The sequence below is a fragment of the Nocardia sp. NPDC051929 genome (assembly GCF_044548645.1).
In the GTDB taxonomy this organism is placed as follows: domain Bacteria; phylum Actinomycetota; class Actinomycetes; order Mycobacteriales; family Mycobacteriaceae; genus Nocardia; species Nocardia sichangensis.
Genome location: NZ_JBIUCG010000012.1, coordinates 106,775 through 133,182 on the forward strand (window position 1 = coordinate 106,775; position 26,408 = coordinate 133,182).

Annotated in this window: 24 protein-coding genes; 11 read left to right on the forward strand and 13 right to left on the reverse strand. The window is 69.1% G+C overall.

What is annotated here, in order from left to right:
* Positions 1-96 precede the first annotated feature (96 nt).
* Entirely contained in the window at positions 97-1,749 is a 1,653-nt protein-coding gene (locus ACIHAX_RS17610; RefSeq protein WP_355074525.1) for a fatty acyl-AMP ligase, read from the forward strand.
* 15 nt (positions 1,750-1,764) lie between these two features.
* Here the strand turns inward: ACIHAX_RS17610 and pth are convergent, their stop codons facing one another.
* On the reverse strand, positions 1,765-2,379 hold the full coding sequence (gene pth / locus ACIHAX_RS17615; RefSeq protein ID WP_355074526.1) for an aminoacyl-tRNA hydrolase: 615 nt from the start codon (positions 2,377-2,379) through the stop codon (positions 1,765-1,767).
* On the reverse strand, positions 2,345-2,947 hold the full coding sequence (locus tag ACIHAX_RS17620) for a 50S ribosomal protein L25/general stress protein Ctc (RefSeq protein ID WP_355074528.1): 603 nt from the start codon (positions 2,945-2,947) through the stop codon (positions 2,345-2,347). The genes pth and ACIHAX_RS17620 overlap by 35 nt, the downstream gene beginning before the upstream one ends.
* A gap of 302 nt (positions 2,948-3,249) precedes the next feature.
* Between ACIHAX_RS17620 and ACIHAX_RS17625 the strand changes: the two genes are divergently transcribed.
* Entirely contained in the window at positions 3,250-4,893 is a 1,644-nt protein-coding gene (locus ACIHAX_RS17625) for a peptide chain release factor 3 (protein ID WP_355074529.1), read from the forward strand.
* A 1-nt stretch (position 4,894) separates the two neighbouring features.
* Here ACIHAX_RS17625 and ACIHAX_RS17630 read toward each other — a convergent pair whose 3' ends face one another.
* Together ACIHAX_RS17630 and ACIHAX_RS17635 are read right to left on the reverse strand one after the other, a co-directional pair.
* Complete coding sequence (locus ACIHAX_RS17630; RefSeq protein ID WP_355075029.1) at positions 4,895-5,446, reverse strand: nuclear transport factor 2 family protein; 552 nt, start codon at positions 5,444-5,446, stop codon at positions 4,895-4,897.
* Between the two features lie 429 nt (positions 5,447-5,875).
* The gene (locus tag ACIHAX_RS17635; RefSeq protein WP_355074531.1) at positions 5,876-6,754 is read right to left on the reverse strand and encodes an Abi-alpha family protein; all 879 of its coding nucleotides are present in this window, start codon (positions 6,752-6,754) and stop codon (positions 5,876-5,878) included.
* Between the two features lie 240 nt (positions 6,755-6,994).
* Here ACIHAX_RS17635 and ACIHAX_RS17640 point away from each other — a divergent pair, with 240 nt between their 5' ends.
* Together ACIHAX_RS17640 and ACIHAX_RS17645 are read left to right on the forward strand one after the other, a co-directional pair.
* Positions 6,995-8,269, forward strand: coding sequence for a hypothetical protein (locus tag ACIHAX_RS17640; protein ID WP_397278507.1), 1,275 nt, complete (start codon positions 6,995-6,997; stop codon positions 8,267-8,269).
* Complete coding sequence (locus tag ACIHAX_RS17645) at positions 8,260-9,153, forward strand: Abi-alpha family protein (RefSeq protein WP_397278509.1); 894 nt, start codon at positions 8,260-8,262, stop codon at positions 9,151-9,153. The genes ACIHAX_RS17640 and ACIHAX_RS17645 overlap by 10 nt, the downstream gene beginning before the upstream one ends.
* Here the strand turns inward: ACIHAX_RS17645 and ACIHAX_RS17650 are convergent.
* A complete protein-coding gene (locus tag ACIHAX_RS17650) occupies positions 9,150-9,743 on the reverse strand; it encodes a TetR/AcrR family transcriptional regulator (protein WP_364428905.1) in 594 nt (197 codons plus the stop codon). The two genes, ACIHAX_RS17645 and ACIHAX_RS17650, sit on opposite strands and share 4 nt — an antisense overlap.
* Positions 9,744-9,819: 76 nt before the next feature.
* Here ACIHAX_RS17650 and ACIHAX_RS17655 point away from each other — a divergent pair, with 76 nt between their 5' ends.
* Entirely contained in the window at positions 9,820-10,572 is a 753-nt protein-coding gene (locus ACIHAX_RS17655) for an SDR family oxidoreductase (protein ID WP_364428902.1), read from the forward strand.
* Positions 10,573-10,705: 133 nt separating this feature from the next.
* On the forward strand, positions 10,706-11,641 hold the full coding sequence (locus ACIHAX_RS17660) for a 4-(cytidine 5'-diphospho)-2-C-methyl-D-erythritol kinase (RefSeq protein WP_397278512.1): 936 nt from the start codon (positions 10,706-10,708) through the stop codon (positions 11,639-11,641).
* Between the two features lie 295 nt (positions 11,642-11,936).
* On the opposite strand, the gene ACIHAX_RS17665 is transcribed toward ACIHAX_RS17660, so the two are convergent.
* Positions 11,937-12,785 (reverse strand): LLM class flavin-dependent oxidoreductase, encoded by an 849-nt coding sequence (locus ACIHAX_RS17665; protein ID WP_397278514.1) that lies wholly within the window; start codon positions 12,783-12,785, stop codon positions 11,937-11,939.
* Between the two features lie 292 nt (positions 12,786-13,077).
* Here ACIHAX_RS17665 and ACIHAX_RS17670 point away from each other — a divergent pair, with 292 nt between their 5' ends.
* Positions 13,078-14,880, forward strand: a complete 1,803-nt coding sequence (locus ACIHAX_RS17670; protein ID WP_397278516.1) for an ABC-F family ATP-binding cassette domain-containing protein — start codon at positions 13,078-13,080, stop codon at positions 14,878-14,880.
* 100 nt (positions 14,881-14,980) lie between these two features.
* Positions 14,981-15,187 carry a cation transporter gene (locus ACIHAX_RS17675; RefSeq protein WP_364428892.1) on the forward strand — a complete coding sequence of 69 codons (207 nt, stop codon included), beginning with the start codon at positions 14,981-14,983 and terminating at the stop codon, positions 15,185-15,187.
* A 68-nt stretch (positions 15,188-15,255) separates the two neighbouring features.
* On the opposite strand, the gene rsmA is transcribed toward ACIHAX_RS17675, so the two are convergent.
* The 3 genes from rsmA to ACIHAX_RS17690 all read right to left on the reverse strand — a co-directional run bounded on the left by rsmA (position 15,256) and on the right by ACIHAX_RS17690 (position 18,352).
* Entirely contained in the window at positions 15,256-16,137 is an 882-nt protein-coding gene (gene rsmA / locus ACIHAX_RS17680) for a 16S rRNA (adenine(1518)-N(6)/adenine(1519)-N(6))-dimethyltransferase RsmA (RefSeq protein ID WP_364428889.1), read from the reverse strand.
* Between the two features lie 52 nt (positions 16,138-16,189).
* On the reverse strand, positions 16,190-17,317 hold the full coding sequence (locus tag ACIHAX_RS17685; protein WP_397278519.1) for a transglycosylase family protein: 1,128 nt from the start codon (positions 17,315-17,317) through the stop codon (positions 16,190-16,192).
* Between the two features lie 207 nt (positions 17,318-17,524).
* Complete coding sequence (locus ACIHAX_RS17690) at positions 17,525-18,352, reverse strand: TatD family hydrolase (protein WP_364428885.1); 828 nt, start codon at positions 18,350-18,352, stop codon at positions 17,525-17,527.
* A gap of 71 nt (positions 18,353-18,423) precedes the next feature.
* On the opposite strand from ACIHAX_RS17690, the gene metG reads away from it, so the two are divergent.
* Together metG and ACIHAX_RS17700 are read left to right on the forward strand one after the other, a co-directional pair.
* The gene (metG, locus tag ACIHAX_RS17695; protein ID WP_397278521.1) at positions 18,424-20,010 is read left to right on the forward strand and encodes a methionine--tRNA ligase; all 1,587 of its coding nucleotides are present in this window, start codon (positions 18,424-18,426) and stop codon (positions 20,008-20,010) included.
* Between the two features lie 211 nt (positions 20,011-20,221).
* Positions 20,222-20,890, forward strand: a complete 669-nt coding sequence (locus tag ACIHAX_RS17700; RefSeq protein ID WP_355074553.1) for a TetR/AcrR family transcriptional regulator — start codon at positions 20,222-20,224, stop codon at positions 20,888-20,890.
* A gap of 131 nt (positions 20,891-21,021) precedes the next feature.
* Here ACIHAX_RS17700 and ACIHAX_RS17705 read toward each other — a convergent pair whose 3' ends face one another.
* Both ACIHAX_RS17705 and rsmI read right to left on the reverse strand, forming a co-directional pair.
* Positions 21,022-21,774, reverse strand: coding sequence for an isocitrate lyase/phosphoenolpyruvate mutase family protein (locus ACIHAX_RS17705; RefSeq protein ID WP_364428878.1), 753 nt, complete (start codon positions 21,772-21,774; stop codon positions 21,022-21,024).
* Positions 21,775-21,852: 78 nt separating this feature from the next.
* Positions 21,853-22,701, reverse strand: a complete 849-nt coding sequence (gene rsmI, locus ACIHAX_RS17710) for a 16S rRNA (cytidine(1402)-2'-O)-methyltransferase (RefSeq protein WP_379250804.1) — start codon at positions 22,699-22,701, stop codon at positions 21,853-21,855.
* 341 nt (positions 22,702-23,042) lie between these two features.
* On the opposite strand from rsmI, the gene ACIHAX_RS17715 reads away from it, so the two are divergent.
* Entirely contained in the window at positions 23,043-24,668 is a 1,626-nt protein-coding gene (locus tag ACIHAX_RS17715) for a dolichyl-phosphate-mannose--protein mannosyltransferase (RefSeq protein ID WP_397278524.1), read from the forward strand.
* Positions 24,669-24,672: 4 nt separating this feature from the next.
* Here the strand turns inward: ACIHAX_RS17715 and ACIHAX_RS17720 are convergent, their stop codons facing one another.
* Positions 24,673-25,032, reverse strand: a complete 360-nt coding sequence (locus ACIHAX_RS17720; protein ID WP_355074559.1) for a GntR family transcriptional regulator — start codon at positions 25,030-25,032, stop codon at positions 24,673-24,675.
* Positions 25,033-25,040: 8 nt separating this feature from the next.
* Positions 25,041-26,297 (reverse strand): arginine deiminase, encoded by a 1,257-nt coding sequence (arcA, locus tag ACIHAX_RS17725; RefSeq protein WP_355074561.1) that lies wholly within the window; start codon positions 26,295-26,297, stop codon positions 25,041-25,043.
* Between the last annotated feature and the right edge of the window lie 111 nt (positions 26,298-26,408).

The following is a 26,408-nucleotide window of genomic DNA, read 5'->3' on the forward strand; positions in this document are numbered from 1 at the left end:
GCGCCCCTGGAAATGGGGTTAACGCTGGGCCACTATGGCGTGATAGTCGGGGGAGGCCGGTTCCCGGCAACGGTTGGTGATGGAGGAGTTGGGACTTTGAGCAGATTCACCGACGAGATGTATGCGACCGCACAGACCTCCGAGCGCGGCCTGGTGACCGGCGAGCCCGGCGCCCCGCTGCGGCGCACGTGGTCGGAGATCCACCGGCTCGCCCGGCGCATGGCGGGCGGGCTGGCCGAAGCCGGTATCGGGCACGGTGACGCGGTCGGCGTGCTCGCGGGCATGCCGGTCGACATCGCCCCGGCCTGCCAGGCCATCTGGATGCGCGGCGCGTCGATCACCATGCTGCACCAGCCGACTCCGCGCACCGATCTGGTGGTCTGGGCGCGCGACACCGAAACCGTGCTGACCATGATCCGAGCCCGCGCGGTCGTGCTCGGCGCGCCGTTCGAGGCGGCCGAGCCGCTGTTGCGCGAACGCGGCATCACCGTCGTGCGCATCGACCAGCTGCCCGGCGGCCCCGACATCGATCCGGTGCCCACCGCCGAGGGCGATATCGCGTTGCAGCAGTTGACTTCCGGCTCGACCGGCTCGCCCAAGGCGGTGCGGATCACGCACGAGAATTTCTTCGTCAACGCCTACGCCATGTTCGACCGGGTGAAATTCCAGCTCGCCGACGATGTGATGGTCAGCTGGCTGCCGCTGTTCCACGACATGGGCATGGTCGGATTCCTCAGTGTCCCCATGCAATTCGGCGCCGAAGTGGTGTGCGTGACGCCGCTGGACTTCCTCACCAAGCCGCTGCTGTGGGCCGAGCTGATCAGCAAGTACCGTGGAACTGTCACCGCCGCACCGAATTTCGCCTATTCGCTGCTCGCCCGGCGGCTGCGGCAGGCAGACGAAGGCGCGTTCGACCTCAGCAGCGTGCGGTACATGTGGAACGGGGCCGAACCGGTGGACCCGGACACCATGGAGGCGCTGGCCGCGGCCGGAAAACGCTTCGGCCTCAACCCGATGGCGCTCACCCCGGTCTACGGCATGGCCGAGACCACGCTCGCCGTGTCGATCCCCGACCCCGGGCACGGACAGGTGCTCGACGTGATCGACGCCGACCTGCTCGAGGCGATCGGCAAGGCGGTGCCCGTGCCGGTGGAGCACGGCCAACCGGCCAACATCCGGCGATTGCCCACCCTCGGCTATCTGGTCGACAACCTGGAGGGCCGGATCGTCGACAGCGAACGTCAACCGTTGCCCGCCCGCTCGGTGGGCGTGATCGAATTGCGCGGTCCCGCGGTCACTTCCGGCTATGTGACGGTGGACGGATTCCAATCGGCCCGGGACGACGAGGGCTGGCTGGACACCGGCGACATCGGCTACTTCACCGACGAGGGACTGATCGTGGTGTGCGGCCGGATCAAAGACGTCATCATCATGGGCGGCCGCAACATCTACCCCACCGACATCGAGCGCGCGGCGGCCAGGGTGGCAGGCGTCCGGCCGGGCAACGCGGTGGCGGTGCGCCTGGACGCGGGCCAGAAGCGGGAGAGTTTCGCCGTGGTGGTGGAGAGCGGCAGCCACCAGGATCCCGACGAGGTCAAGCGCATCGAGCGCGAGATCGTGCACTCGGTGTTCGCGGAGGTCGGCGCGCGGCCACGCACCGTCACCGTGCTCGGTCCCGGCGCACTACCGAAGACGTCTTCCGGCAAACTGCGCAGGGCCGCTACCGCGATGCATCTGCCGCGCGGGTGATCGGCCGAGTGCCGCTCAGTGCAATTGGTTCTGCGCGGTCTCCAGCCCGACGCGCAGCAGCAGTTCCACCGCGTCGGCGGCCTGCTCGATGATCACCGGGACCTCTTTGCGCTCCGGCGTGGAGAACGGCTTCAACACGTAATCGGCCGGGTCCTGGCGGCCCGGCGGACGGCCGATGCCGATGCGGGTGCGCAAGTAGTCCTTGGTGGTCAGGGCGCTGGAGACGGAACGAAGACCGTTGTGCCCGCCCTCACCGCCGCCGCGCTTGAGCCGGATGGAGCCGAACGGCAGGTCGAGTTCGTCGTGCACGACGATCACCTCGGTCGGCGGCACGGAGAAGAATTTCGCCAGCGCGGCCACCGGCCTGCCGGACAGGTTCATGAACGAACGCGGCTTGGCGATCAGCACCTGACGCCCGTCCAGCCGCGCCTGCAGCAGGTCGGCGCCGGATTTCTTGTGCACACCGAAACGGCCGCCGACGCGCTCGGCGAGCACGTCGGCGACCAGGAAACCGACATTGTGCCGGGTGCGCTCGTATTCGGGACCTGGGTTGCCCAGTCCGACGACGAGCGCGGGCCCGGCGGACGATTCGGTACTACTCAGCGCTCTCGCCCTCGGCCTCGCCCGCACCCTCGCCCTCGACGGGCTCGGCGGCCGGGGCGGCGATGACGTTGACGATCAGGGTCTCGGCATCGGCGGCCAGGTCGACGCCCTCGGGCAGCTGCAGCTCGCCCGCGGTGATCTGGGTGCCGGCCTCGACGCCCTCGACGGAGACCTCGATGGCCTCGGGCAGCTTCAGCGCGTCGGCCTCGACGGAGACGGTGGTGGCTTCCTGGGTGACCAGGGTGCCGGGGGCGGCGTCGCCGGTGACGGTGACGTTCACGTCGGCGGTGACCTTCTCGCCGCGCTTGATGATCAGCAGGTCGGCGTGCTCGATGTAGCGGCGGATCGGGTGCACCACGACGGACTTGGTCAGCGCGAGCTGCTTCTTGCCGTCGATGACGAGGTTCAGCACCGCGTTGGTGCCGTGCTCACGCAGGATGGCGGCGAAGGCCTGGGCGTTCACCGACAGATGCTGCGGGTCGGCCTGGTGGCCGTACAGCACGGCCGGGACGTTGCCCGCACGACGGGTACGGCGCGCTGCGCCCTTACCGAACTCGGTGCGTACGGATGCTTCGAGAAGGTTGACGTCGGACATGACTGGATCTACTCCTACGGCTCTTCCGGGCTGTCAGTTACACGTCAGGGGTGCTGCACACCTGACGGATGGTCTATTCGTCGGGGCGAAGACCGAACAGGGACGGCCGGAAGCCGCGCCGCGTCGATCACGGTGTCGCAAAACTGGTCTGCGGTCACCCTCGCCGAGACAACCCGAACACCATACCCCAGCGCAGAGGCGCTCTTTGAATCGGGTGGTCACCGGCGGTTCGGCCCGCGCTCGAGCGAGTCGCGTACGCTGGCGGGGTTGCCGATCGGTCGTCTGCGAAAGGTTGTCTTGCGTTGAGCGCCTCCCCTGAGGGTGTTGTCGCGCCCGCACCCCGTGGGTTATCCGCCGAGGTAGCCCGCCGGCGCACGTTCGCGGTGATCTCCCATCCCGACGCGGGCAAGTCCACGCTCACCGAGGCGCTGGCCCTGCACGCCAGGATGATCTCCGAGGCGGGCGCGATCCACGGCAAGGCCGGGCGCAAGTCGACCGTCTCGGACTGGATGGAGATGGAGAAGGCGCGCGGCATCTCGGTCAGCTCGACCGCGCTGCAGTTCAACTACCGGGCCAAGGGCTCCGATGTGGACAGCGTCATCAACCTGGTCGACACCCCCGGCCACTCCGATTTCTCCGAGGACACCTACCGGGTGCTCACCGCCGTCGACGCCGCGGTGATGCTGATCGACGCGGCCAAGGGCTTGGAGCCGCAGACGCTGAAACTGTTCCAGGTCTGCCGCCACCGTGGCATCCCGGTGATCACCGTGATCAACAAGTGGGACCGGCCAGGGCGGGCGCCGCTGGAACTGCTCGACGAGATCAACGAGCGGATCGGACTCACCCCCACCCCGCTGTTCCTTCCGGTCGGCATCGCGGGGGACTTCCGCGGCCTGCTGCGCCGCGGCCCGGACGGCGTCCCGCTCGAATACATCCACTTCACGCGCACGGCGGGCGGCGCGACCATCGCGCCCGAGGAGTCGATCACCCCGGAGGCCGCGGAGGCGCGCGAAGGCGAGCCGTGGAGCACCGCCGCGGAGGAGAGCGAACTGCTCTCGGCCACCGGCCAGGACCACGACCAGGAGCTGTTCCTCGCCGGGCAGACCTCGCCGGTCATCTACGCCTCGGCGATGTTGAACTTCGGCGTGCGGCAACTGCTGGAGACCTTGGTCGCGCTCGCGCCTGCGCCCGGTTCGCGTCGTGACGTCGACGGCAAGCCGCGCGAGACCGGCGACCCGTTCAGCGCGGTGGTGTTCAAGGTGCAGGCGGGCATGGACGCCGCCCACCGCGATCGCCTCGCGTTCATGCGGATCGTGTCCGGCGAATTCGAACGCGGCATGGTGGTCACCCACGCGCAGACCGGTCGGCCGTTCGCCACCAAGTACGCGCTGACCGTGTTCGGCCGCGAGCGCGCCACCGTCGACACCGCGTACCCGGGTGACGTCGTCGGCCTGGTCAACGCGACGGCGCTGGCACCGGGGCACACGCTGTTCGTGGACAAGAAGGTGGAGTTCCCGCCGATCCCCTCGTTCGCACCGGAACATTTCGCGGTGCTGCGGGCGCGCAGCGCGGGCAAATACAAGCAGTTCCGCAAGGCCGTGGACCAGCTCGATTCCGAGGGCGTCGTGCAGGTGCTGCGCAACGACATCCGCGGCGACGCGTCTCCCGTGCTGGCCGCGGTCGGCCCGATGCAGTTCGAAGTGGTGACCGCGCGCATGCTCGCGGAGTTCAACGTCGAGACCACGATGGAACACCTCGCATACACGCTGGCCCGGCGCACCGACGCCGCGTCGGCGGACGAACTCGGGCGGCAGCGCGGGGTGGAGGTGTTCACCCGCTCAGACGGTGCGCTGCTCGCGTTGTTCAGCGACAAGTGGCGGCTGCAATACATCGAGAAGGAGCACCCGGCGCTCACCCTGGAGCCCCTGGTCGCTACGGCCGACTGAGTCAGCCGGCCTCGGACTCCGGCCGCAGCGGCGCGGCGCCGGGGTCGCGTTCGATCGATGAGATGCCGTCCTCCTTGGCGATCAGGCCCCAGCGGCTGGAGGTCAGGCGCAGGCTGGGCAGGTCGCTGAGGGAGAGCACCACTTCGTAGGTGCGTTCGTAGCCGGTGTGCGAGATCCGCCACCGCCCGTCGTCGCAGCGCACGTAGCGGTCGGTGTAGAAGGCCGCGCCGCGCAGCAGCATGTTGTGGCCCGGAATGAGCACCGTGTCGGCGAGGTACCAGGTGCCGGTGGCGGTGTCGCCTTCGACATCGATCTCGGGGTGGTCACAGCGGTGTTCGGTGATCACGTGCGGCCCGAGCGTGTTGCGCATGAACGCGATGAAAGCCTCGCGCGATTCGAACTGGAGATATTCGCTGTAGGTCGCGGTCGCCTCGGGGATCATGGTGTCGGCAAAATCATCCCACGACTTGGTGTCGAGAGTACGCAGGTACCGGTATTTCAACCGCGAGATCGCCGACACGTCGTCCGGCTCCCGCTCCTCGCCGCGAGTCAGGCGTGGGTCGTCGCGCACCCGCCCGAAGTCGATCGGCCCCGCGTCGAAGGGCAGCCGCTCGTCGGCGCGCAGGTCGCCGGGATCTCGTTCGCCGGTGCTCGCCGCCCGCTGACCACGGCTCGGCGCGGGACCGGCCGTGCCGATATCTCCCTCCTCGGGCTCCGGTCCGCTCGAATCTATGTCCACCCCGCCGCGCTCCTGCCGGCCCGGGGGAAAACCCGGGTCGTCGCGCTGCTGATTACCGGGACCCTTGCCCCGGTCGTTACGCGTTTGCCCAGCGATGCCCAAACCTGGGTCGCCGCGCCCCTGCCCGCCGGTTCGCTGATCCATACCCTCAACAATCCCATCCCGAGTGCCGGATTGGGAGAGTTGTATCAGATTGCTATCGCGACGAGAGAGAACATTCCGACGAAGATCAACTTCGGGGTGTCAGCTTCCGATCGTGAAGCAGGTGCGGCAGAAGTCCTCACCGAACTCGGTCAGCCGGAGACTCTTGCGGACGATCTTCGGCGCCCGGCCCGCCTTCTTCAGCGCCGCCTCCACCACGGGCTGCACCTCCAGCACCATGTAGCGGCTCAGGACCACCGGATCGTCCGAGGTCAGCGTCAGCCCGAGGCGGTTGAGGTTGATCAGGTAGGACCGCGACCGGTCCGGGTAGCGCACCCCGGCCTGCTCGGGCACCGAGGTGAGGTCGCCCTGCACCAGTTCCGAGCCGATCCCCAGCGGACGGTTGGTGCGCACGTCGACCGACGGCTGCGGGCCGTTGAGCGCCATGAAGCGCAGGATGCGCGCCTCGTCGGGAGCGAGCTCGTCGAGGATGCGGTCGTAGGCCGGGTGCACGTCCTCGGTGAAGTAGACGTCGGCGGACCTGGCCAGCAGCGCGTCGCCGCGGCGGCGCAACTCCTCCGTGCTCGCCGAGCGCAGGTACGGCCCGACGGCCAGCGCTTGCTGCGAGGTGGGACCGTTGGAGGTCGGGACATAGCTGACGATCTCCCGGACCGACCCCTCGGTGACGCCGAGCGCGCTGCGAGCGATGGAGCGCAACGCGTTTCCGGTCCGCTCGGCGATCTCGGCCGAGGACTCCCCGTCCAGCGCGGCCTGGGTGATCTCCCTGGTGACCTCGTAGGTCGTGCCGACCGCCCATTGGCTTCCGCGCACGACGGTGCCCGCGGCCACTCCGGCCGCGCGGAACACACCGCGGATCAGCCGTGCCTCATTGCTGATCTGCCGCTGTTCGACATCCGAACTGCGCTCGACGGCGCGAGGACCTGGCCTTACCACGTCCTGTCCGGTCCTGTCGTCTGCCACGTTTTCTCCGATATCGCCGGGGGAACGAATCCGTCCCACAGATTACTTCCCCTTGTGTCGCGGGGCATTCGCACCGCCTGACTCGGACAGTGCGACCGGCGCGCGGCGCGCAATAAGGTTTCTTCGCCGAGGGGGTGCTAGTTTTGGTTGCCGGTGAGGCGGCGATCACCGGTGTATCGGCAGGAGGGTGTCGTGTTAGAGAGCGTTTTCGGAATCCACCCGACGATCCTCCTCGAGCTCGTGACCATACCGCTTTTCACCGGCGTGATCGGCTACATCACCAACTGGACCGGCGTGCTCATGCTGTTCAAGCCGGTCGCCTTCCACGGCATCCGAGTTCCCGGCCTGCGCGCGCTGTATCCGTTCCTTCCCAAGCGAATTCAAGTTCTCCCGCTACTGAGCTACGACGGCCGGTTCGGCTGGCAGGGCATCGTCCCGTCGCGCGCGGACAAGATGGCCAGCATCGCGGTCGACAAGGGCCTGGCCAAACTCGGCAGCGTCGCGGACTTCTATCGGGAGCTCGAGCCGGACAAGCTGGCCGAGCACCTCGCGAGCATCGCCGACGCGCAGATCAAGGACATCGTCGAGGACATCCTGCGCCGCGAGCATCCGCAGCTCTGGTACAACCTGCCCGCCCAGGTGCGCGACATGGTGCACGCCAGGGTGCGCCAGCAACTGCCGGAGATTCTGCGCGAGCTGACCGAGGAATTGGGCGCGAATATCGATCAGCTGCTCGATGTGAAGCAGATGGTGATCCGCTACTTCCAGGCCCGGCCGCATCTGCTCAACACGCTGTTCCAGGTGCTCGGCGCGAAGGAACTGCGTTTCATGCAGAACTTCGGTTTCTACTTCGGCGCGCCGATGGGTGTGCTGCTGGTCGCCATCCTGCATCTGACCGGTTGGTCCAGCCTGGTCGTGCTGCCGATCGGCGGCGTGATCATCGGCTGGGTGGTCAACTGGATCGGCATCAATATGATCTTCGCGCCCGCGTATCCGAAGTGGTGGGTCCCGTGGCGGCAGGGCCTGCTGATCAAACGCAAGTCCGAAATCACCGACGGATACGCGGAATTGGTTTCCAGCCAGGTGATCACGGTGGCGAATATCGGCGACGAGTTGCTCAACGGCCCCCGATCGGACCGCACCATGCAGATGCTGGAGGACACGCTGCGCCCGGCCGCCGACCGCGCGCTCGGTCCCGCGCGTCCCGCGGTCAAGTTCGTGCTCGGCAGCCGCGAATACGACTCGCTGCAATCGACGTTCACCAGCGAAGCCATGGCCATCGCGCCGATCGCGTTCGCCGACCCGGAATTCAACGTCCGCCAGGGCAGGCAGATCAACGAATACATCGCGAGGCAGATGGCGATGTTGTCGCCGCCGGACTTCGTCGACATGCTGCGCGCGGCCATCAAGCAGGATGAATGGCTCCTTTTCGTCCATGGCGGCGTGTTGGGGCTGTTCGCCGGATACGCTCATATCCTGATCTTCGGAACGGGAGTGGCGACATCATGGCTGTAGCGGGTCCGGACGACGGCGATATCCAGGCCGTCGAGCACCTCGACGCGGCGGCGGCGAATGCCGAGCCATCGCAGGAGATCGCCCGGCGGCCGGCTTCGGACATCTCGCACACCGACGAATTACCCAGACGGGTAACGGTTCCCCTCGCCACCGTGCGTGCGGCGACAGGCGTCGCGCGGGTCGCGTGGACCGCGGTCACCGGGGTGACGTCCTGGAGCGTCGGCACCGCGGTCGGCGTCACCTCGACCGTCGTACGGCGCAGCATCGAGGGAGCGCCGCCGCGAGAAGTGCTGGCCGAGGCGGAGTCCGAGGTCCGTGACGCGATGCGCAAGGCGCTCGGGATGCCCGCCGCCACGGAACCGTCCACGCAGGAAGCGGTGCCGACGCTGCGTGAGCAGGGAGCCGCGCTGTTGCGGTTGTCGGCCAGCCCGCACGGCGAGGACGACAACCATCCGGCCTTCGCGGGCATGCTCGCCGAGTTGACCCCGGACGAAGCGCGCATCCTGCGCTTCCTGCATCTGGACGGGCCACAGCCCTCGATCGACATCCGCACCGGCCGCCCGCGCGCGCTCGGCTCCGAACGCCTGGGCTCGATGCTCACGCTGATCGGCGAGCACGCGGGCCTGCGCTTTCCGAACCGGATCCAGCAGTACCTGACCAACCTGCGCAGGCTCGGTTTGATCGAGCACGCGCGCGAGCCGGTCGGCAATCCGAACCGGTACCAGCTGCTGGAGGCGCAGTCACCGGTGCGGGAGATGCTGAAGCGCTCCGGCTTCGGCACCAAGGTGATCTACCGCAGCGTGGTGCTCACCGACTTCGGCGCGGACTTCGTGCGCACCTGCCTGCCGGTGGTCGTGCAGGACGGACGCGCCTCGGGCCACTAGGGCCCCCAGCCGCGCAGCGCCATCTCGGCCACCCGCTCCAATTCGGCCCGGCCTGCTCCGTCGCGCGCCGCCTGGGACATGCCCTGCATCACCGTGCCGACGTAGCGGGCCAGCGTGCGCGCGTCGAGGTGGCTCGGCAGGACGCCCGCGTCGATGTCGGCCTGGATGCGCGCGGCGAACGTGTCGATGTTCCGATTGCGCATATCGCGCAGGAGATCGGCGATCTCGGCGCTGGTGGTGTTGACGCCCGCGCTGATCACCAGACAGCCGTGCGGGCATTCCGGCCGGGTGTATTCCGTCGCCGCCTCGCGCAGAATCCGCCGTACCGCCGCCTCCGCGGTGTCCTCCTCGGCCAGCGCCCTCGCGACGAATCCGCCGTAGCGGTCGCCGAATTTCGCGACGACCTCGCCGAACAACGTCTTCTTGTCCCCGAACGCCGCGTACAGGCTGGGTGCGCCGATGCCAATGGCCGCGGTCAGGTCCCCGATCGAGGTGGCCTCGTACCCCCGGGCCCAGAACAGCCGCATGGCCTTGTCCAGCGCCGCGTCCCGATCGAAGGATCGCGGCCGCCCTCGGGTCGTCGTGCTCATGGCGCAATTTTATAGCGATCGCTAGAGAATGTGCTACCTTTCTTTCTGTAGCGGTCGCTAGAGAAAGGGGCGCGCCATGGGCGCACTGACGGGCAAGACGGCACTGGTCACCGGGAGCAGCCGGGGCATCGGGCGATCGATCGCCGAACGACTGGCGCGTGACGGCGCACGCGTCGCGGTCCACTACAACCGCGACGAACAGGCGGCGAAGGCGACCGTGGCCGCGATCGAGGCTTCGGGCGGCGCGGCGTTCGCGATCCGCGCCGAACTGGGCGTGCCAGGCGACGCCGAGACGCTGTGGGCGGCCTTCGACGCGCACGCCGACGGGCTGGACATCCTGGTGAACAACGCGGGCACCGACGGGATCAGGGAGCCGATCGCCGGAACCGACGAGGCGGCGTTCGACCGGGTCTTCGCGATCAACGCCAAGGCTCCCTTCTTCATCACCCGCCTCGGCTTGGACCGGTTGCGCACAGGCGGGCGGATCGTCAACATCTCCACCGGACTGACCCACGGCGCGTACATGCCGCAACTGATCGCCTACACCATGACCAAGGCCGCGCTCGACAGTTTCACCAGCGTGCTCGCGAAGGAGGTCGGCGCGCGCGGCATCACCGTGAACGCGGTCGGGCCGGGGATCATCGACACCGACATGAACGCGAACTGGCTGCGCAACGCCGAAGCCCAGGCGTCGGTGGCGACGATGTCCCCGCTCCACCGCGTGGCGCAGGCCGACGACGTCGCCGACGTCGTCGGGTTCCTCGCCTCCGACGACGCCCGGTGGGTGACCGGGCAGTGGATCGATGCCACCGGCGGCGCGCTGCTGTAAGCGCCTTTCTCGCGCGCGAGCTGCGGACCCGCATGGCCCGGCCGCTCCCATCAGGCGTACCTTCGCCTTCGCTGCGGCCATGCGCAGGCTGAGGACGGACTCCGTCCGGCTGCAGCTATTAGGCTTTAGCACCGTGCTGTCAGTTGTGCCGAGTCCCGTCACCGTGCGGGCGCCGTCGAAGGTGAACCTCCATCTCGGAGTGGGCGACCTGCGGGCCGATGGCTACCACGACCTGACCACGGTGTTCCAAGCACTGTCCCTCAGCGACGATCTGGAGATCGCGCCGTCGGCTTCGCTGGCCGTCCGGGTCACGGGTGAGGGCGCCGCGGAGGTGCCGACCGACCGGACGAATCTGGTATGGAAAGCCGCCGTCCGGCTGGCGCACCTCGGCGGCCGCGCTCCCCTGGTGGAAATCGCCATCGCCAAAGGCATTCCGGTGGCAGGGGGCATGGCGGGCGGCAGCGCCGACGCCGCCGCCGCGCTGGTCGGGCTGAACGAACTGTGGGACCTGGGACTGTCCAGGGAGGAACTCACCGCGGTGGCGGCCGAACTCGGCAGCGACGTGCCGTTCGCCCTGCACGGCGGCACCGCGCTGGGCACCGGCCGCGGCGAGCGCCTGTTGCCGGTGCTGTCCCGCAATACATTTCACTGGGTGCTCGCGTTCGCCAAAGGCGGCTTGTCCACTCCCGCGGTGTTCGCCGAACTCGACCGGTTGCGCGAGCACGGCGAACCGCCCCGGCTCGGCGAGCCGCAGCAACTGATGCAGGCGTTGGCCTCCGGCGATGCGCGGCAGCTCGCACCCCTGCTCGGCAACGATCTCCAGGCGGCGGCGGTGTCGCTGAAGCCGGAACTGCGCCGTACGTTGCGCGCGGGCATCACCGCGGGCGCGCTGGCCGGATTGGTCTCCGGTTCCGGGCCCACCTGCGCGTTCCTCTGCGAGAGCGAGGAGTCGGCGATCTCGGTGGCCGCCGAACTCGCGGGCGCGGGCGTCTGCCGCAGCGTGCGGACCGCCAGCGGACCCGTGCCGGGCGCGCGCGTCCTCAGCGGCGACGCACCCGGTAAGCACTGACCGCCATTGGCCGCGACCGGACGCGGCGGCTTGCGGCCGACGCCGCAAGCCGCCGAGCGGGCACTTCAGGCACGGTTCCTGCCGAACCGTCCGTAGCTCCGGCGGGGTGTCCACTGCGAGGTGGTGATGCCGACGACACTGCGGCGAGCACGAAACCCTATGTGGCCTGCCGTACGTGCGGGAACGCTCAGCATGACGGCCCTGCGCGCGATCGTTGCGGTACGCAGGTCGGCGAGCCGATCGAGTGGGAACGCTCGACATCGCCGCATCCCGTGCGACCGATGCGCGGCCTCGCTCAGGGCAGCAGGTCGGCGAGCCGATCGACCTGATCGGCGTCGCGGCCGTAGCAATAGAACATCACCTCGTCCGCGCCGAGATCGCCGAATTGCGCCATGGCGGTGCGGATCCGGGCGGGCGTGGTGAGCATGCCTTCGAGCATGCCTTCGGCGCGGCCGGTGAACGCGTAGTAGGCGCCCATCGACGCGCGTGCGTCTTCGATGACGTCGTCCGGACCGAGGGCGACGTTGACCTGGGCGACGATCCGCGGCGCGCCCGGTCGGCCGTGGTCGGTCCAGGAACGGCGCACGGTGTCGAACAGCCCGCCCGCCCACGACGGCGGTGCGGCGGCGAGAAAGCCACCGCCCCAACGGCCGACGCGCTCGAGTGCGGCGGGCTGGAAGCCGCCGAACAGGATCTCGGGCCCTTCCGGGCGCAGTGGCGCGGGGCCGATCGGCCCGCACTCGTCGCCGTAGGGCTCACCGGCCCACAGGCGGCGCATGAGCGCGACTTGCTCGTCGAGGCGGCGGCCCCGGGTGCGCAGGTCGGTGCCCGAGGCGAGGTGGTCGTCGGCGCGGCCGCCGACGCCGAGGCCGAGCACCAGCCGCCCGCCGGACATCCGGTCCAGCGTGGCGGCCTGTTTGGCGAGCAGCACCGGGTCGCGCAACGGCGCGAGCAGTACTTCGGTTTGCACTCGGACGCGGCTGGTCGCGCCGGCGATCGTGGCCAGCGCGATCAGCGGTTCGGGATTGTCGTAGACCAGCCGGTCGAGCAGGCCGAGCGTGCGGAACGGGCCCGCGTCGGCGCGCCGAGCCCAGTCGAGCAACGCGGCGGGATCGGAGATGGGCAGGCCGAGGCCGACGTGCATGAGAATCCTCCAGAGAGCATGCGGAATGGGAATAGTGCCGCCCGCCGACGCCTTCGGATAGGAGGCGGGCGTCCCACTCTGCGGCTGTACTTCTGGGGAGCGCCGATTCGGTTGCATGAGAACGAACAGCGTTCGTTCGCGATCAATCTAAACGAACATTGTTCGTACCGCAAGCTCGCCGCCGTTCGCCGGGACGACAGGCGGTCCGCCCACATCGGTACGCTGGCCCGGGGCCCCAGGGCCGCGACAGGTAGGTCTCATCGGACCGCCCCCGCAAGACACGGAAGGATCCATGTCCAACCTGATCAATCTCGAACAGGTCCACAAGAGCTTCGGGATCAAGCCGCTGCTGGACAATGTCTCGCTCGGCGTGCACGCGGGCGAACGGATCGGAGTCGTCGGCCTCAACGGCGGCGGCAAGACCACCCTGCTCGAGGTGCTCACCGGCATCGAGGAACCCGACAGCGGCCGGGTCAGCAGACTCGGCGGCCTGCGCATGGCTGTGGTGACGCAGCGCGGTGTGCTGCCCGCGGGCGCGACGGTCGGATCGGTGGTGCTGGCCGGGCTGGCCGACGACGCCATGACCGACGAGGTCGCCGAACACGAATGGGCCGCCGACCCGCGCATCCGCTCGGTGATGGACGGCATCGGCATCGCCGGCCTCGGCATGGACACCCTGGTGGACAACCTCTCCGGCGGCGAGCGCCGCCGGGTCGCGCTCGCCGCCGCGCTGGTGCGCGAACTCGACCTGCTCGTGCTCGACGAGCCGACCAACCACCTGGATGTCGAGGGTGTGCAGTGGCTGGCCGCGCACCTGCTCGGCCGCCGCAGCGCGCTGGTCGTGGTGACCCACGATCGCTGGTTCCTCGACACCGTCGCCACCAACACCTGGGAAGTGGTCGGCGGCAAGGTCGAAAGCTACGAGGGCGGTTACGGCGACTGGATCTTCGCCCGCGCCGAGCGCGCCCGCCAGGCCGATGCCTCCGAGGCCCGGCGGCGCAATCTGGCCCGCAAGGAACTGGCGTGGCTGCGGCGCGGCCCGCAGGCACGCACGTCCAAGCCGCGCTACCGGGTCGAGGCCGCCGAAGCCCTGATCGCCGACGTGCCGCCGCCGCGCGACAGCGTCTCGCTGGCCGCCTTCGCGCGCAAACGCCTCGGCCGCGTGGTCGTCGAGCTGGAGGACGTCACGCTCACCACGCCGGACGACCGGGAATTGGTGCGCGACCTGACCTGGCGGCTGGCGCCGGGCGAGCGCGTCGGCCTGGTCGGCGTCAACGGCTCGGGCAAGACGACGCTGCTGCGCGCCCTTGCGGGCGACACCGACGCGACCTTGGCCGCGGGCAAGCGCATCCAAGGCCAGACCGTCCAGATCGGCTGGCTGCGCCAGGAACTCGACGACCTGCCCACCGACCTACGCGTGCTGGAGGCGGTGCAGCAGGTGGCGCAGCGAATCATGCTGGGCGACAAGGAGATCTCGGCGGGACAGCTGGCCGAGCGACTCGGTTTCACCCCCGCCCGCCAGCGCACGCCGGTCGGCGACCTGTCCGGCGGCGAGCGGCGACGCCTGCAGCTGACCCGCATCCTCATGTCCGAACCGAACGTGCTGCTGCTCGACGAGCCGACCAACGACCTGGACATCGACACCCTGCAACAGCTGGAGGACCTGCTCGACAACTGGGCCGGCACGCTGGTCGTGATCAGCCACGACCGGTACCTCATCGAACGGATCTGCGACTCGACCTGGGCGTTGTTCGGCGACGGAAAGCTCACCAACCTTCCGGGCGGCATCGAGGAGTACCTGACCAAGCGCGCGGCCCTCGCGGCGAACCAGACCCGCACCGCCGCACCCGATGCCAAGCCCGCCGACGCCCCGGCCACCGATTCCGCGGCCTACCGCGCGGCCCGCAAGGAGCTGACCCGGTTGGAACGCGCCATCGACAAGCTGTCCGAGCGCGAGCAGCGCTTGCACGTCGCGCTGGCCGACGCCGCCACCGACCCGGACAAGCTGGTCAACCTGGGCGCGGAGCTCAAGCAGGTGCTCGCGGAGAAGGAAACGGCCGAAGATCGCTGGATGGAACTGGCCGAAGGCGTGTGAGGCCCGGCCGCCTCTTGCGGACATATACCCGGAGGGGGTATCTTTCGATGTCGGGGTACCCCCCGCCCGTATGAATGATATGGATGCGAAGGAGTCGGACATGCCCACCACCACCTACACCGTCACCGGGATGACCTGCGGGCACTGCGTCAGCTCCGTCAAGACCGAGATCGGCAAGATCGACGGCGTGACCGGCGTCGATGTGGATCTCGCCAGCGGCGCCGTCCGCGTCGACAGCACCGCGCAGATCGCCGACGCCGACATTGTCGCCGCCGTGGACGAAGCAGGCTACGAAGTCGCCGTCTGACCGGTCGCCACCAGTGGTTCCGCGCACCGGCCGACGCCGGTAGCGGAGCCACTGTTCTGTGCGACGCGCTACGCCTGGGCCGCCAGCCGGACGAAGGCGGCGGTGTCGAGGGTTTCGCCGCGAGCGGTGGGAGCGATGCCCGCGGCGAGCAGACGGCGCTCGGCTTCGGCAGGCGAACCGGCCCAGGCGGCGAGGGCGGCGCGCAGCGTTTTGCGCCGCTGCGCGAATGCGGCGTCGACGACTTCGAAGACGCGGCGGCGGTGCTCGTCGTCCATCGGCCACGGCGGCTCGGCGAAGCGGTCGATCCGGACCAGGCCCGACTCGACCCGCGGCACCGGCCAGAACACTTGCGTGCCCACCGCCCCCGCACGCCGGACGGTCCCGAAGAAGCCCGCTTTCACGCTGGGCACGCCATAGATGCGGCCGCCGGGCTCGGCGGCCAAGCGATCGGCCACCTCGGCCTGCACCATCACCAGAGCGACCGCGATGCCGGGCAGTTCGGCGAGCAGATGCAACAGCACCGGGACGGCCACGTTGTACGGGAGATTGGCTACCAGCGCGGTCGGCGCGGCGGGCAGGTCCGCCGCGGTGACGCGCAGCGCGTCCGCCTCCACCACCGACAGGCGCTCCGCGAGTTCCGGAGCCCGGTCCGCGACGGTCACCGGAAGATGGCGCGCCAGCACGGGATCGATTTCGACGGCGACCACCGAGTCCACCACGTCCAGCAGTGCGAGGGTCAGCGAACCGAGACCGGGCCCGACCTCGAGCACCACGTCCCCGCGCCCCACCCCGGCGGCCGCGACGATCCGCCGCACCGTGTTCGCGTCGTGCACGAAGTTCTGCCCGAGCTGCTTGGTCGGCCGGACCCCGAACCGCTCGGCGAGCACCCGCACTTCGGCGGGCCCGAGCAGCGCCGCACTCCCGCGGGCGGAAATATCAGGTTCGGACACCTCGAGAATCTATCAACCGGCATACCCGGCCTGCCGCGACGTCTCCCCCGCGTCAGCTGATGCCGAGGCGACCGGTGCAAGCGGGCCAGGCGCCCCAACCCTGCCGCTGCCGGGTGATCTCCGCGATGGCGATCTGTTCTTCCCTGGTGGCCAGGTCCGCGCGGGGGGCGTACCGCAGCCCGCCCTGCCGCTCCCAAGTGCCTTGGTCGAACTGCACACCGCCGAAGTAGCCGTTGCCGGTGTTGATCGACCAGTTGCCGGTCGACTCACAGCGGGCCAGCGCGTCCCAGATCGCGCCGTCGCGCACCGGGGGCACCTCGGTGCCAGGCTTGGCGCCCTTGCGGACGGTCTTCGGCTTCGCCGCCACGGTGACGGTCGAAGCGACCGGTTTACGGTCCACTTCCTGGCCGTTGACCATGGTGACCGCGAAGGTGACGTTCTGCACGCCGGGAGCGCCGGGCGACTCCACCACCGTGCGGCTCATGTTCATCTCCGGGTCTTCGATGACGTTCTCCGGCGGGTCCAGCGGCATCGTCTCGGTCTGCTGTTCGACCCGCTTGCGCGTCACGGTGACGTGCAAGCCGTTCGTCAGGGGCGTGGCCGCGGCCGGTTCGACGGAGTCCTGCTCGAGCAGCGGGATGCCGGTGACCTCGAGGAATTTGCCGACGGTGGGCGCGGCGGCGCGCACGTCCACCGGATTGCCGATGCCGTCGACCAGCGAGACCACGCGCGGAGTCGCGATGGTCAGCGTCCCGCCCTGCAGCGGGAGCCGCTCCTCGCGGGCGGGCGAGACGTACACCTCTTTCGGGATCTTCAGCTGTTCGAGCGCCTCCCCCGCGGTCACCCCGGTGGTCCAGACCTTCTGCGTCATACCGTCGACCGACAGGTCGACCTCTTTCGCGCGGTTGAGCGTGATGGTCGCGCCGTCGGCGATGTGCGCGGCCAGTGCGGGCGCCACCTTGTCCCGGTCGGTCACCGCGAAGCCCGCGGCCTTCAACACGCCGCGCACGTCGCGCGACATCGTGGTCTGGAAGAGCTTCTCGCCGTCCACGACGACGGTCACCGTCTTGCGATTCACGATCGCGAGACCGGCGCCGACGATCAGCGTCAGCAGCAGTGCGCCGACCGCGATGTACAGCAGCGGCGAACGCGACTGGTTGATCCGCATGAAGGGGGACATGGTCACAGCACGATAACGAGGGGGCAGGGCGCCGACAACAGCAAGCTCCGGAACAGGGCCTTTTCAATATCACGATCGAATATCGACCCCGCAGGTAAATCACAAAACGGAACGCCGAAAGTGACATAGGACACATTTCGCATACAGCGATGCATTCCGGGCATCCGTGACGCCCTCGGGTACGCGCCCCTTGGCGGGCGCCCCCGCTCAGATCCGGTAGACGCGACGCGCGTTGGCGGTGGTGATCTCGGCCAGTTCCAGCGGATCCTGCTCGCGCACCTCGGCCAGTGCCCGCACGGTGTACGGCAGGCAATACGGCTCGTTCGGCGCTCCGCGGAACGGATGCGGGGTCAGATACGGCGCGTCCGTCTCGACCAAAATCTGGTCGTCGGGCACCACCTTGGCCGCCTCGCGCAGTTCGTGCGCGTTCTTGAAGCTCACCGTCCCGGAGAAGCTCAGGATGTAGCCCTCGGCCACGCACGACAGGGCCATGTTCGTGTCCGAGGAGAAGCAGTGGAAGATCACCCGCTCCGGCGGACCCTCGTCCAGCAGCACGGTCAGCAGGTCGTGGTCGGCCTCGCGGTTGTGGATCATCAGCGGCTTGCGCACCCGCTTGGCCAGGTCGATGTGCCAGCGGAAGCCCTCGATCTGGGTCTCGACGTCGGCGCAGCCGTCCAGCTTGCCCGGCCAGTAGTAGTCCAGGCCGGTCTCGCCGACAGCGACCACCCTCGGGTCGTCGGCCAAGCGCTCGAGCTCGGCCTTCGCCTCGTCGTCGAGCGCGTTCGCCCTGGTCGGATGCAGCGCGACGGCGGCGAACACCCGATCGTCCCAGTGTGCGGCCCGCACCGCCCACCGCGCGGCGTCCAGATCGTCGGCGACGGTGACCACCCGGCCGACCCCGACCGAGGCGGCCCGGTCGACGATCGCGACGGTCGACGCCGCGTCGGTCGCGCCGCAGGCGTCCAGGTGGGTGTGCGCGTCCACGATCGGCGACAGCGGCTCGGGCAGCTCCGGCGCGGAACGCTTCGCGCTCATCGGCGGCCACCCCGCGGCGCGGACGCGGGAACCCGCGAATCGGCGAGGGGCATATTCACGCGAGCGGAAGAATGCACGCGCATTACAGTAGACACACCATGAGCGAAGTCGACCGCCCCGCCTTCTACATCACCACGGCCATCGCCTATCCGAACGGCGCGCCGCATATCGGGCATGCGTACGAGTACATCTCGGCCGACGCCATCGCCCGCTTCAAGCGCCTCGACGGCTACGACGTCTTCTTCATGACCGGCACCGACGAGCACGGCCAGAAGATGCAGCAGGCCGCGGTCGCCGAGGGCATCCCGGTGGAAGAGCTCGCGGCTCGCAACTCCGACGTGTTCGAGGCGCTGGACAAGACGCTCGACATCTCCTTCGACCGGTTCATCCGCACCACCGACGCCGACCACCAGGCCGCCAGCGTCGCCATCTGGGAGCGGATGCTGGCCAACGGCGACATCTACCTCGGCAACTACTCCGGTTGGTACTCGGTGCGGGACGAGGCGTTCTACACCGACGAGGAGACCACGGTGCTGGAGGACGGCACCCGCATCTCCACCGACTCCAAGACGCCGGTCACCTGGACCGAGGAGTCGAACTACTTCTTCCGGCTGTCGGCCTACCAGGACAAGTTGCTGGCGCTCTACGACGAGCATCCGGAATTCATCGCGCCGGCGACCCGGCGCAACGAGATCGTCAGCTACGTCAAGGCGGGTCTGAAGGACCTGTCCATCTCGCGCACCACCTTCGACTGGGGCGTGCCGGTGCCCGACCATCCCGACCACGTCATGTACGTGTGGGTGGACGCGCTCACCAACTACCTCACCGGCGTCGGCTTCCCGGACACCTCCTCCGCCGCCTTCGGCAAGTATTGGCCCGCCGACGTGCACATCATCGGCAAGGACATCACACGCTTCCACACGGTGTACTGGCCCGCGTTCCTGCTCTCGGCCGGAGTGGAGCTGCCGAAACGCGTATTCGTGCACGGATTCCTGTACAACAAGGGCGAGAAGATGTCCAAGTCGGTCGGCAACGTGGTCGACCCGCTGGAGCTGGTCGACGACTACGGCTTGGACGCGGTGCGGTTCTTCCTGCTGCGTGAGATCTCCTACGGCCAAGACGGCAGCTACAGCCACGAGGCCATCGTGAGCCGGATCAACAGCGACCTGGCCAACGAGTTCGGCAACCTGGTGCAGCGCAGCACCAAGCTGGTCGCGCGCGACTGCGGCGGCGTGGTGCCGACACCCGGCGAGTTCACCGACGACGACCGCGCCCTGCTGGATCTGGCGGGCGGTCTGCTGGAGCGCTGCCGGACCGAATTCGACGCCCAGCAGATGCATTTGGCGCTGGAGGCGATCTGGCTGACCCTGGGCGAGACGAACCGGTACTTCTCCGCGCAGGCGCCGTGGGCGCTGGCGAAGTCGGGCACCCCGGAGGATCTCACTCGCGAGGCCACCGTGCTGTACGTGACGCTGGAGGTGCTGCGCATCGTCGCGATCCTGGTGCAGCCGGTGCTGCCGGGGTCGGCGGGCCGTATCCTCGACCAGCTGGGGCAGCGGAGCCGGACGTTCGCGGACATCGCGACGCCGATCGAGCCCGGGTTGGCGTTGCCCGCGCCGGAACCGGTGTTCCCGAAGTACGTCGAACCGAAGGACTGACCGCCTCCGGCCTGCCGTAACGGTAAGGCGCACAACACTTTAGCGGTGTTCCACGGCGACATGCCCACGAGTGGATCCACCTGCCTTCCCGCCGTGGAATGTGTTGTCGGATAATGAAACACCGGTTCGCGGCCTGGCGACGCCCCGGACCGTGTGCGATCGGTACGACGACGTTCCGTTCGGAATCGGTTCCGGCACAGAGAGGGCACACATGGGCCAGCAGCACGCGACGGCATCCGTTCACCGGTCCGGTTTCGCCGAGCGGCATCGGGCGGCACGCGAAGCCGTGCTCACGTCGCAGCGCGGCAGGCTGGTCGAGGCGATGGTGGAGTCCGTCGACAACAAGGGATACCCGGCCACCACCCTCACCGACATCGTTGCCAGGGCGAGGGTTTCGCGGACGACCTTCTACGACCACTTCGCGAACAAAGAGGAGTGCTTCGCCGAGGCGGTGCACACCGGCGTCGACATCATGGCGACCCGGATCGTGGACGAACTCGCCCAGCTGCCGCCGGACGCCGACGCCTACGCGAAGATCGAGTCCATCGTGGTCACCTTCTGCCAGACCGTCGCCACCGAGCCCGATTTCGCCCGATTGGTGCTCGTGGAGTCGTTCAAGGTGAACCAGGAGGCCGTCGGCTACCGCGACTTGGCCGTCGACCGGTTCGCCCAGCTGTACCGGGTGTTCTACGACCAGGCGCGGGCGGCGGACCCGACGCTCCCCGAACTGTCCGACGGGCTGATCGCCCTGATCCCGGACGCGATCGGCGAGCGCACGCGGCGGGTCATCGTCTCGGACGGACCCGCGCGCGTGCCGGATCTGGCGCCGCTGTTCGTCCAGTTCGTCATGAGCGCGCTGGGGCTTCCCGTTCCCTCCTGAAGGCACGGCGACCGTCACCGGGATGGCGTCCTCGCGCTACCCGACGCACCGCCGCCCCACCGGTCACCCGGTGGGGCTCGGGCACCGTCGTCGCGGCGACCGGATACCGCTCACACAGCTGTTCCGCGATGTCACTTCCAGGGGTCGAGCAGGGTATTGATCTCCTTGGTCAGCGCGGCCTGCAGGAACGGACCGAAGGTGATCCGCGCGACGCCCTGGTCGGCGAGGGCGGCCTTGTCGGCCTGATCCGGGAGGACGGTCGCGCTGATCGGCAGCGGCAGCTCGCCGGTCAGGCGGCGCATGTCGGCGTCGGCGTGGCGGCCCACCGGGAACAGCACGTCCGCACCCGCCTCGGCGGCCAGCCGCAGCCGCTCGATAGCGCGGTCCACCCGGTCGGCCTCGTCTCCGTCCTGGCGCAGGAGCAGGTCGGTGCGCGCGTTGATCACCAGGTGCACACCCGTCGCGTCGGCGGCCTTGCGCAGTCCGTGCACGAGGTCGGCGTGTTCCTGGCCCGTGCGCAGGCGCTTGCCCTCGCTGTGCACGGTGTCCTCGATGTTCAGTCCGATCGCCCCTGCCTCGAGCAGGCCCTCGACCAGCCGCGCGGGCTCCTGTCCGTAGCCGGACTCGATGTCGACCGACACCGGGACTTCCACCGCCGCCGTGATCTGCCGTACCCGGGTCAGCGACTCGTCGAACGTCATCCCTTCGCCGTCCGAGCGGCCGATCGAATCGGCCAGCGGATGACTGCCCACCGTCAAGGCCGGAAAGCCCGCCGCCACGGCGACTTTCGCGGACCAGGCATCCCACACCGTCGGGAAGACGCCCGGATCACCCGGCACGTGCAACCCGAGAAACGTCGTGGCCTTGCTCTCCAGAGAAGTCATACCGATGATCATGCCCGCCACCCAGCTTCGGGTCGACCACCCGCGCGGAGCGAACCGCACAGCCGAAGTCGCGGTCGGCTAGGAAGTGCGGCGCGCGGCGAGAACCGCGTCGTAGAGCTCGCGACGCGACACGGCGTGGGCGGCGGCGACCTCGGCGCAGGCGTCTTTGAGGCGCAGGCCCGCCGCGGTTCGGGATTCCACGGCGTCCACCAGGTCCGCTGGATCGGCGGCGGCGGGCTGGGCGCCCGCGAGCACCACGGTGATCTCGCCGCGTGCGCCATCGACGGCCCACTCGGCCAGTTCGGCCAGGGTCCCCCGGATCACTTCCTCGTAGGTCTTGGTCAGCTCCCGGCAGACGGCGGCGCGGCGGTCCGGGCCGAGGATCTCGACCGCGTCGGCCAGGCAGTCGGCGAGCCGATGCGGCGCCTCGAAGAAGACGCAGGCGCGTGGTTCGGTGGCCAAGGTACGCAACCATTCCCGGCGCTGGCCGGATTTGCGCGGCGGGAATCCGTCGAAGCAGAACCGCTCCACCGGCAGGGCCGACAGTGCCAGCGCCGTGGTCACCGCCGAGGGTCCGGGCAGGCAGGTCACCGGCAGATCCCGCTCGACGCACGCCGCCACCATGCGGTAGCCGGGATCGCTCACCGACGGCATGCCCGCGTCGGTCACCAGCAGCACCGTACGGCCGTCGGCGATCTCGTCGAGCAGCATCGGAATCCGGGCGGTCTCGACGTGATCGTAGAAACTGACCACCCGGCCGGAGATCTCGACGCCGAGCGCCTTGGCCAGCGCCCTGGTGCGGCGGGTGTCTTCGGCGGCGACGACATCGGCCGTCGCCAGCGCTTCGCGCAGGCGCTGCGAGGCATCGCCGACATCACCCATCGGCGTCGCCGCGAGCACCAGCCCGCCCGCCGTCTCGTAAGCCACCGCACTCCTGTCCGCATCACGTATCCGGCGACAACCGCCAACCCGCAGCCTATCCACCGACGCCACCGGCCCCAGCAGATACCGGCGGCAACGAGGTTCGGCCGCACCGGCGGAAGCAATCCCGCATGCCTTCGAGACGAATCTCACTCACGCCGGCAGCCGACCGCGAATCCGCCGGGCCCGTTCTCGACACGTACAGCCGATCTCGTGAGCACATGGGTAACTCACCGGGTACGCCCAAAACTACAGCGGCACTCACGCAGGACCTGAACGCGAATCCCGAACCACCCAACTAGTACGGCCTGAAGACCCGGAGAGGCGGAGGAGCATACGATCGGGGCGTGACCCAGGTGACCGACCAGCGCGCGACCGCACGGTTCGGAACCGTGCCATCCTGGTCGAGCCCGGGGCCGCTGCGGCCGCCACGCGACTTCGGGCCGACCGACCGCGCGCGCGGCTGGCTGGTGACCGCGTTCCTCACCGCGATCGCGGCGGTGACGCGCTTCACCATGCTCAACTACCCGACCGACGCGGGCACCCCCGTGTTCGACGAGAAGCACTACGCCCCGCAGGCTTGGCAGATGCTCACCGGCGGCTGGGTGGAGGACAACCCCGGCTACGGGCTGGTGGTGCATCCCCCGGTCGGCAAGCAGTTCATCGCGATCGGCGAGGCGATGTTCGGCTACAACGGCTGGGGCTGGCGTTTCACCGCCGCGCTCGCCGGAACGGTGCTGGTGCTGCTGGTGATCCGGATCACCCGGCGGATGACACGCTCCACCCTGATCGGCGCGATCGCGGGCATCCTGCTGATCGCCGACGGGCTGACCTTCGTCTCCTCGCGCATCGGCATGCTCGACATCTTCATGGCGTTGTTCGTCACCGCCGCCTTCGGCTGCCTGATCGTCGACCGCGACGAGGTGCGTGCTCGGTGCGCGCGCGCCGACGCGGAGGGCCGGATCGGCGTGACCGACTGGGGACCGCGCCTCGGGGTGCGCTGGTGGCGCTTCGGCGCGGGCCTGCTGCTCGGGCTGGCCTGCGGAACCAAATGGTCCGGAATCTATTTCATCGCCGCCTTCGGCTTGATGAGCGTCTACTTCGACCTCTCGGCGCGGCGGCTCTACGGGGTACGCCGTCCGTGGCTCGGGGTCGCGCTGCGGGACATCGGGCCCGCGCTGTACGCGCTGGTGCTCGTGCCGCTCGGCATCTATCTGGCCAGCTACTGGGCCTGGTTCGCGAGCGAGACCGGCGTGTACCGGTACATGCCCGGCAATCCGTCCGCGCCGACGGACCCGATCGGCACCGGAGGATTCTGGTCGCATGTGGTGCCGGGCGCGCTGCGTTCGCTCTGGTACTTCAACGCCAGGTCGCTGGAATTCCACACCGAACTGACCAATTCGGCGGGCAACCATCACCCTTGGGAATCCAAGCCGTGGACCTGGCCCATGGGCCTGCGCCCGATGCTGTACTACTACGCAGACAGCGGCGTCACCGGTTGCGGGCAGACCCAGTGCGTGAAGGCCGTGATGCTGATCGGCACGCCCGCCATTTGGTGGGTGGCTTTTCCGGTGCTGGCCTGGATGCTGTGGCGCGCGGTGGTCCGTCGCGACTGGCGCCACGGCGCGGTGCTGGTGGGCTACGGCGCCGCGCTGCTGCCCTGGTTCGCCACCCTCGACCGGCAGATGTACTACTTCTACGCCGTCCCGATGGCTCCGTTCCTGGTGATGGGCGTGGCGCTGGTGCTCGGCGACGTGCTGGGCCCCGCGCACCCCAGCACCATCCCGCGCAGCCCCGCCGGGATCTACCTGCCCACCCCGCCGAACGAACGGCGCAGCCTCGGACTACTCGCGGTCTGCCTCTACCTGGGCCTGGTGATCGCCAACTTCATCTGGCTGTGGCCGATTCTCACCGCGCTACCGATCACCCCGGGCAACTGGCACGACCACCTCTGGCTCCCCAGCTGGAGATAAGAGGTCAGGCCTCGAGTGCCGCCTGCACATAGCGCAGGGCGGTGGCGTCGTCCAAGCCCAATCTGCGCACCGTCGCGACGTAGGCGGTGGCCGCGCGGCCTGCCACGTCGCGGGTCGGGTCTCCCGAGGAGGCGATGAACGAACCCTGCCTGCCCCGGGTTTCGACCACGCCGTCCGCCTCCAGCTCGCGGTAGGCGCGTGCCACCGTGTTGGGGGCGAGGCCGAGTTGAGCCGCAAGGGCGCGGACGGTCGGGATCTTGGTTCCTGCGGTCAGTTCGCCGGAACGCACCTGGGCGATGATGCCGAGGCGTAGCTGCTCGTAGGGCGGCACAGTCGAGTCGTGCGAGACGGTGATGGTGAACATGCCCGCGCTCACAACTCGTCGCGGGACAGCGGGCAGGACAGGCAACGCGGGCCGCCCCGGCCGGAGCCGAGTTCGGAGCCGGGGATGCGCAGCACCTCGATGCCTTCGTCCTCCAGCCTGGCGTTGGTCATCTCGTTGCGCTCGTAGGCGACCACCACGCCGGGCGCGAGCGCGAGGGTGTTGTTGCCGTCGTCCCACTGTTCCCGTTCGGCGGTGACGCCGTCCAGGCCCGTGTCGATCACCCGCAGCTTGCCGATGCCCATCGCCTCGGCGGCCGCGGGCAGGAACGGGTCGGGACCGCTGATGCCGACCCGGCCGCTGCCGAGCCGTCCGCCGTAGTCGTCGGCCTTGCGGATGGTGAAGGCGCACAGCGATTCGCGCACCGCCGGATACATCACGACGGCGTCCGCGTCGACCATGGTGCACACCGTGTCCAGGTGCATCGTCGCGCGGGTTTGCGCGATCGGCACGACGAGCACGGTGTGCGCGAGGTCATCGTCGAACAGGCTGCGCGCCAAGGCTTCCGCGCCGGCGGGCGAGGTGCGCTCGCCGACGCCCACCGCGACCACGCCCTCCGAAAGCAGCAGCACGTCGCCCCCTTCGATCGGCGCGGTGTGCGATTCGTACGCCCGGCGCACCCCGAGGAAACGCGGATGGAACGCGTAGATGAGATCGGTCAGCGAGGTCTCCCGGCTGCGGGCGGGCAGCGCGAGGGAGGTGATCGCCACGCGCGGACCGACCCAGAACGAGGAATCCCTGGTGAACAGCAGATTGGGCAGCGGATCGATGACGAAGTCGCCGCCGTGGTGCATGCGGCGCACCAGCGAGGTGGCGTCGGGCCCGAACGGCAACTCGTCGAAGGTCATCCCCGCCATGAGGATGTCGGCCAGTTCCCCTGCGGGCACGCCGCGCAGGAAGGCGGCCAGTTCGTCGGCCAGCGTGTGTCCGAGCCTGCGCGCGTCGACGGCGGCCGAGATGCCCTGGATCCGGGCGGCGCCGCTGACCTGGATGGTCTCGGCGAGCAGGTCCGACAGCAGCAGCACCTCGGTGCCGCGGCCACGCAGCACTTCGGCGAACGCGTCGTGCTCCTGCTGCGCGCGCTCCACCCACGGGATGCCGTCGAACAACAGCTGATCGTTGTTGCGCGGGGTCAGCCTGCGCAGCTCGTTGCCCGGCCGGTGCAGCAGCACCGTACGCAGCGTGCCGACTTCGGACGTCACGGCCAAACGCGCACCCTCCCGCGCGGACACAGCATCTGCTCCCATGATCGAACCGTAGTGCGCCGCGGCCGGAAGAGCACGGAAATCCCGGCTTCGGCGTGCGGATCGGTGCGCGATCGCCGAATCCGGTCCCAGCACACCCTAACCTCAAGTATT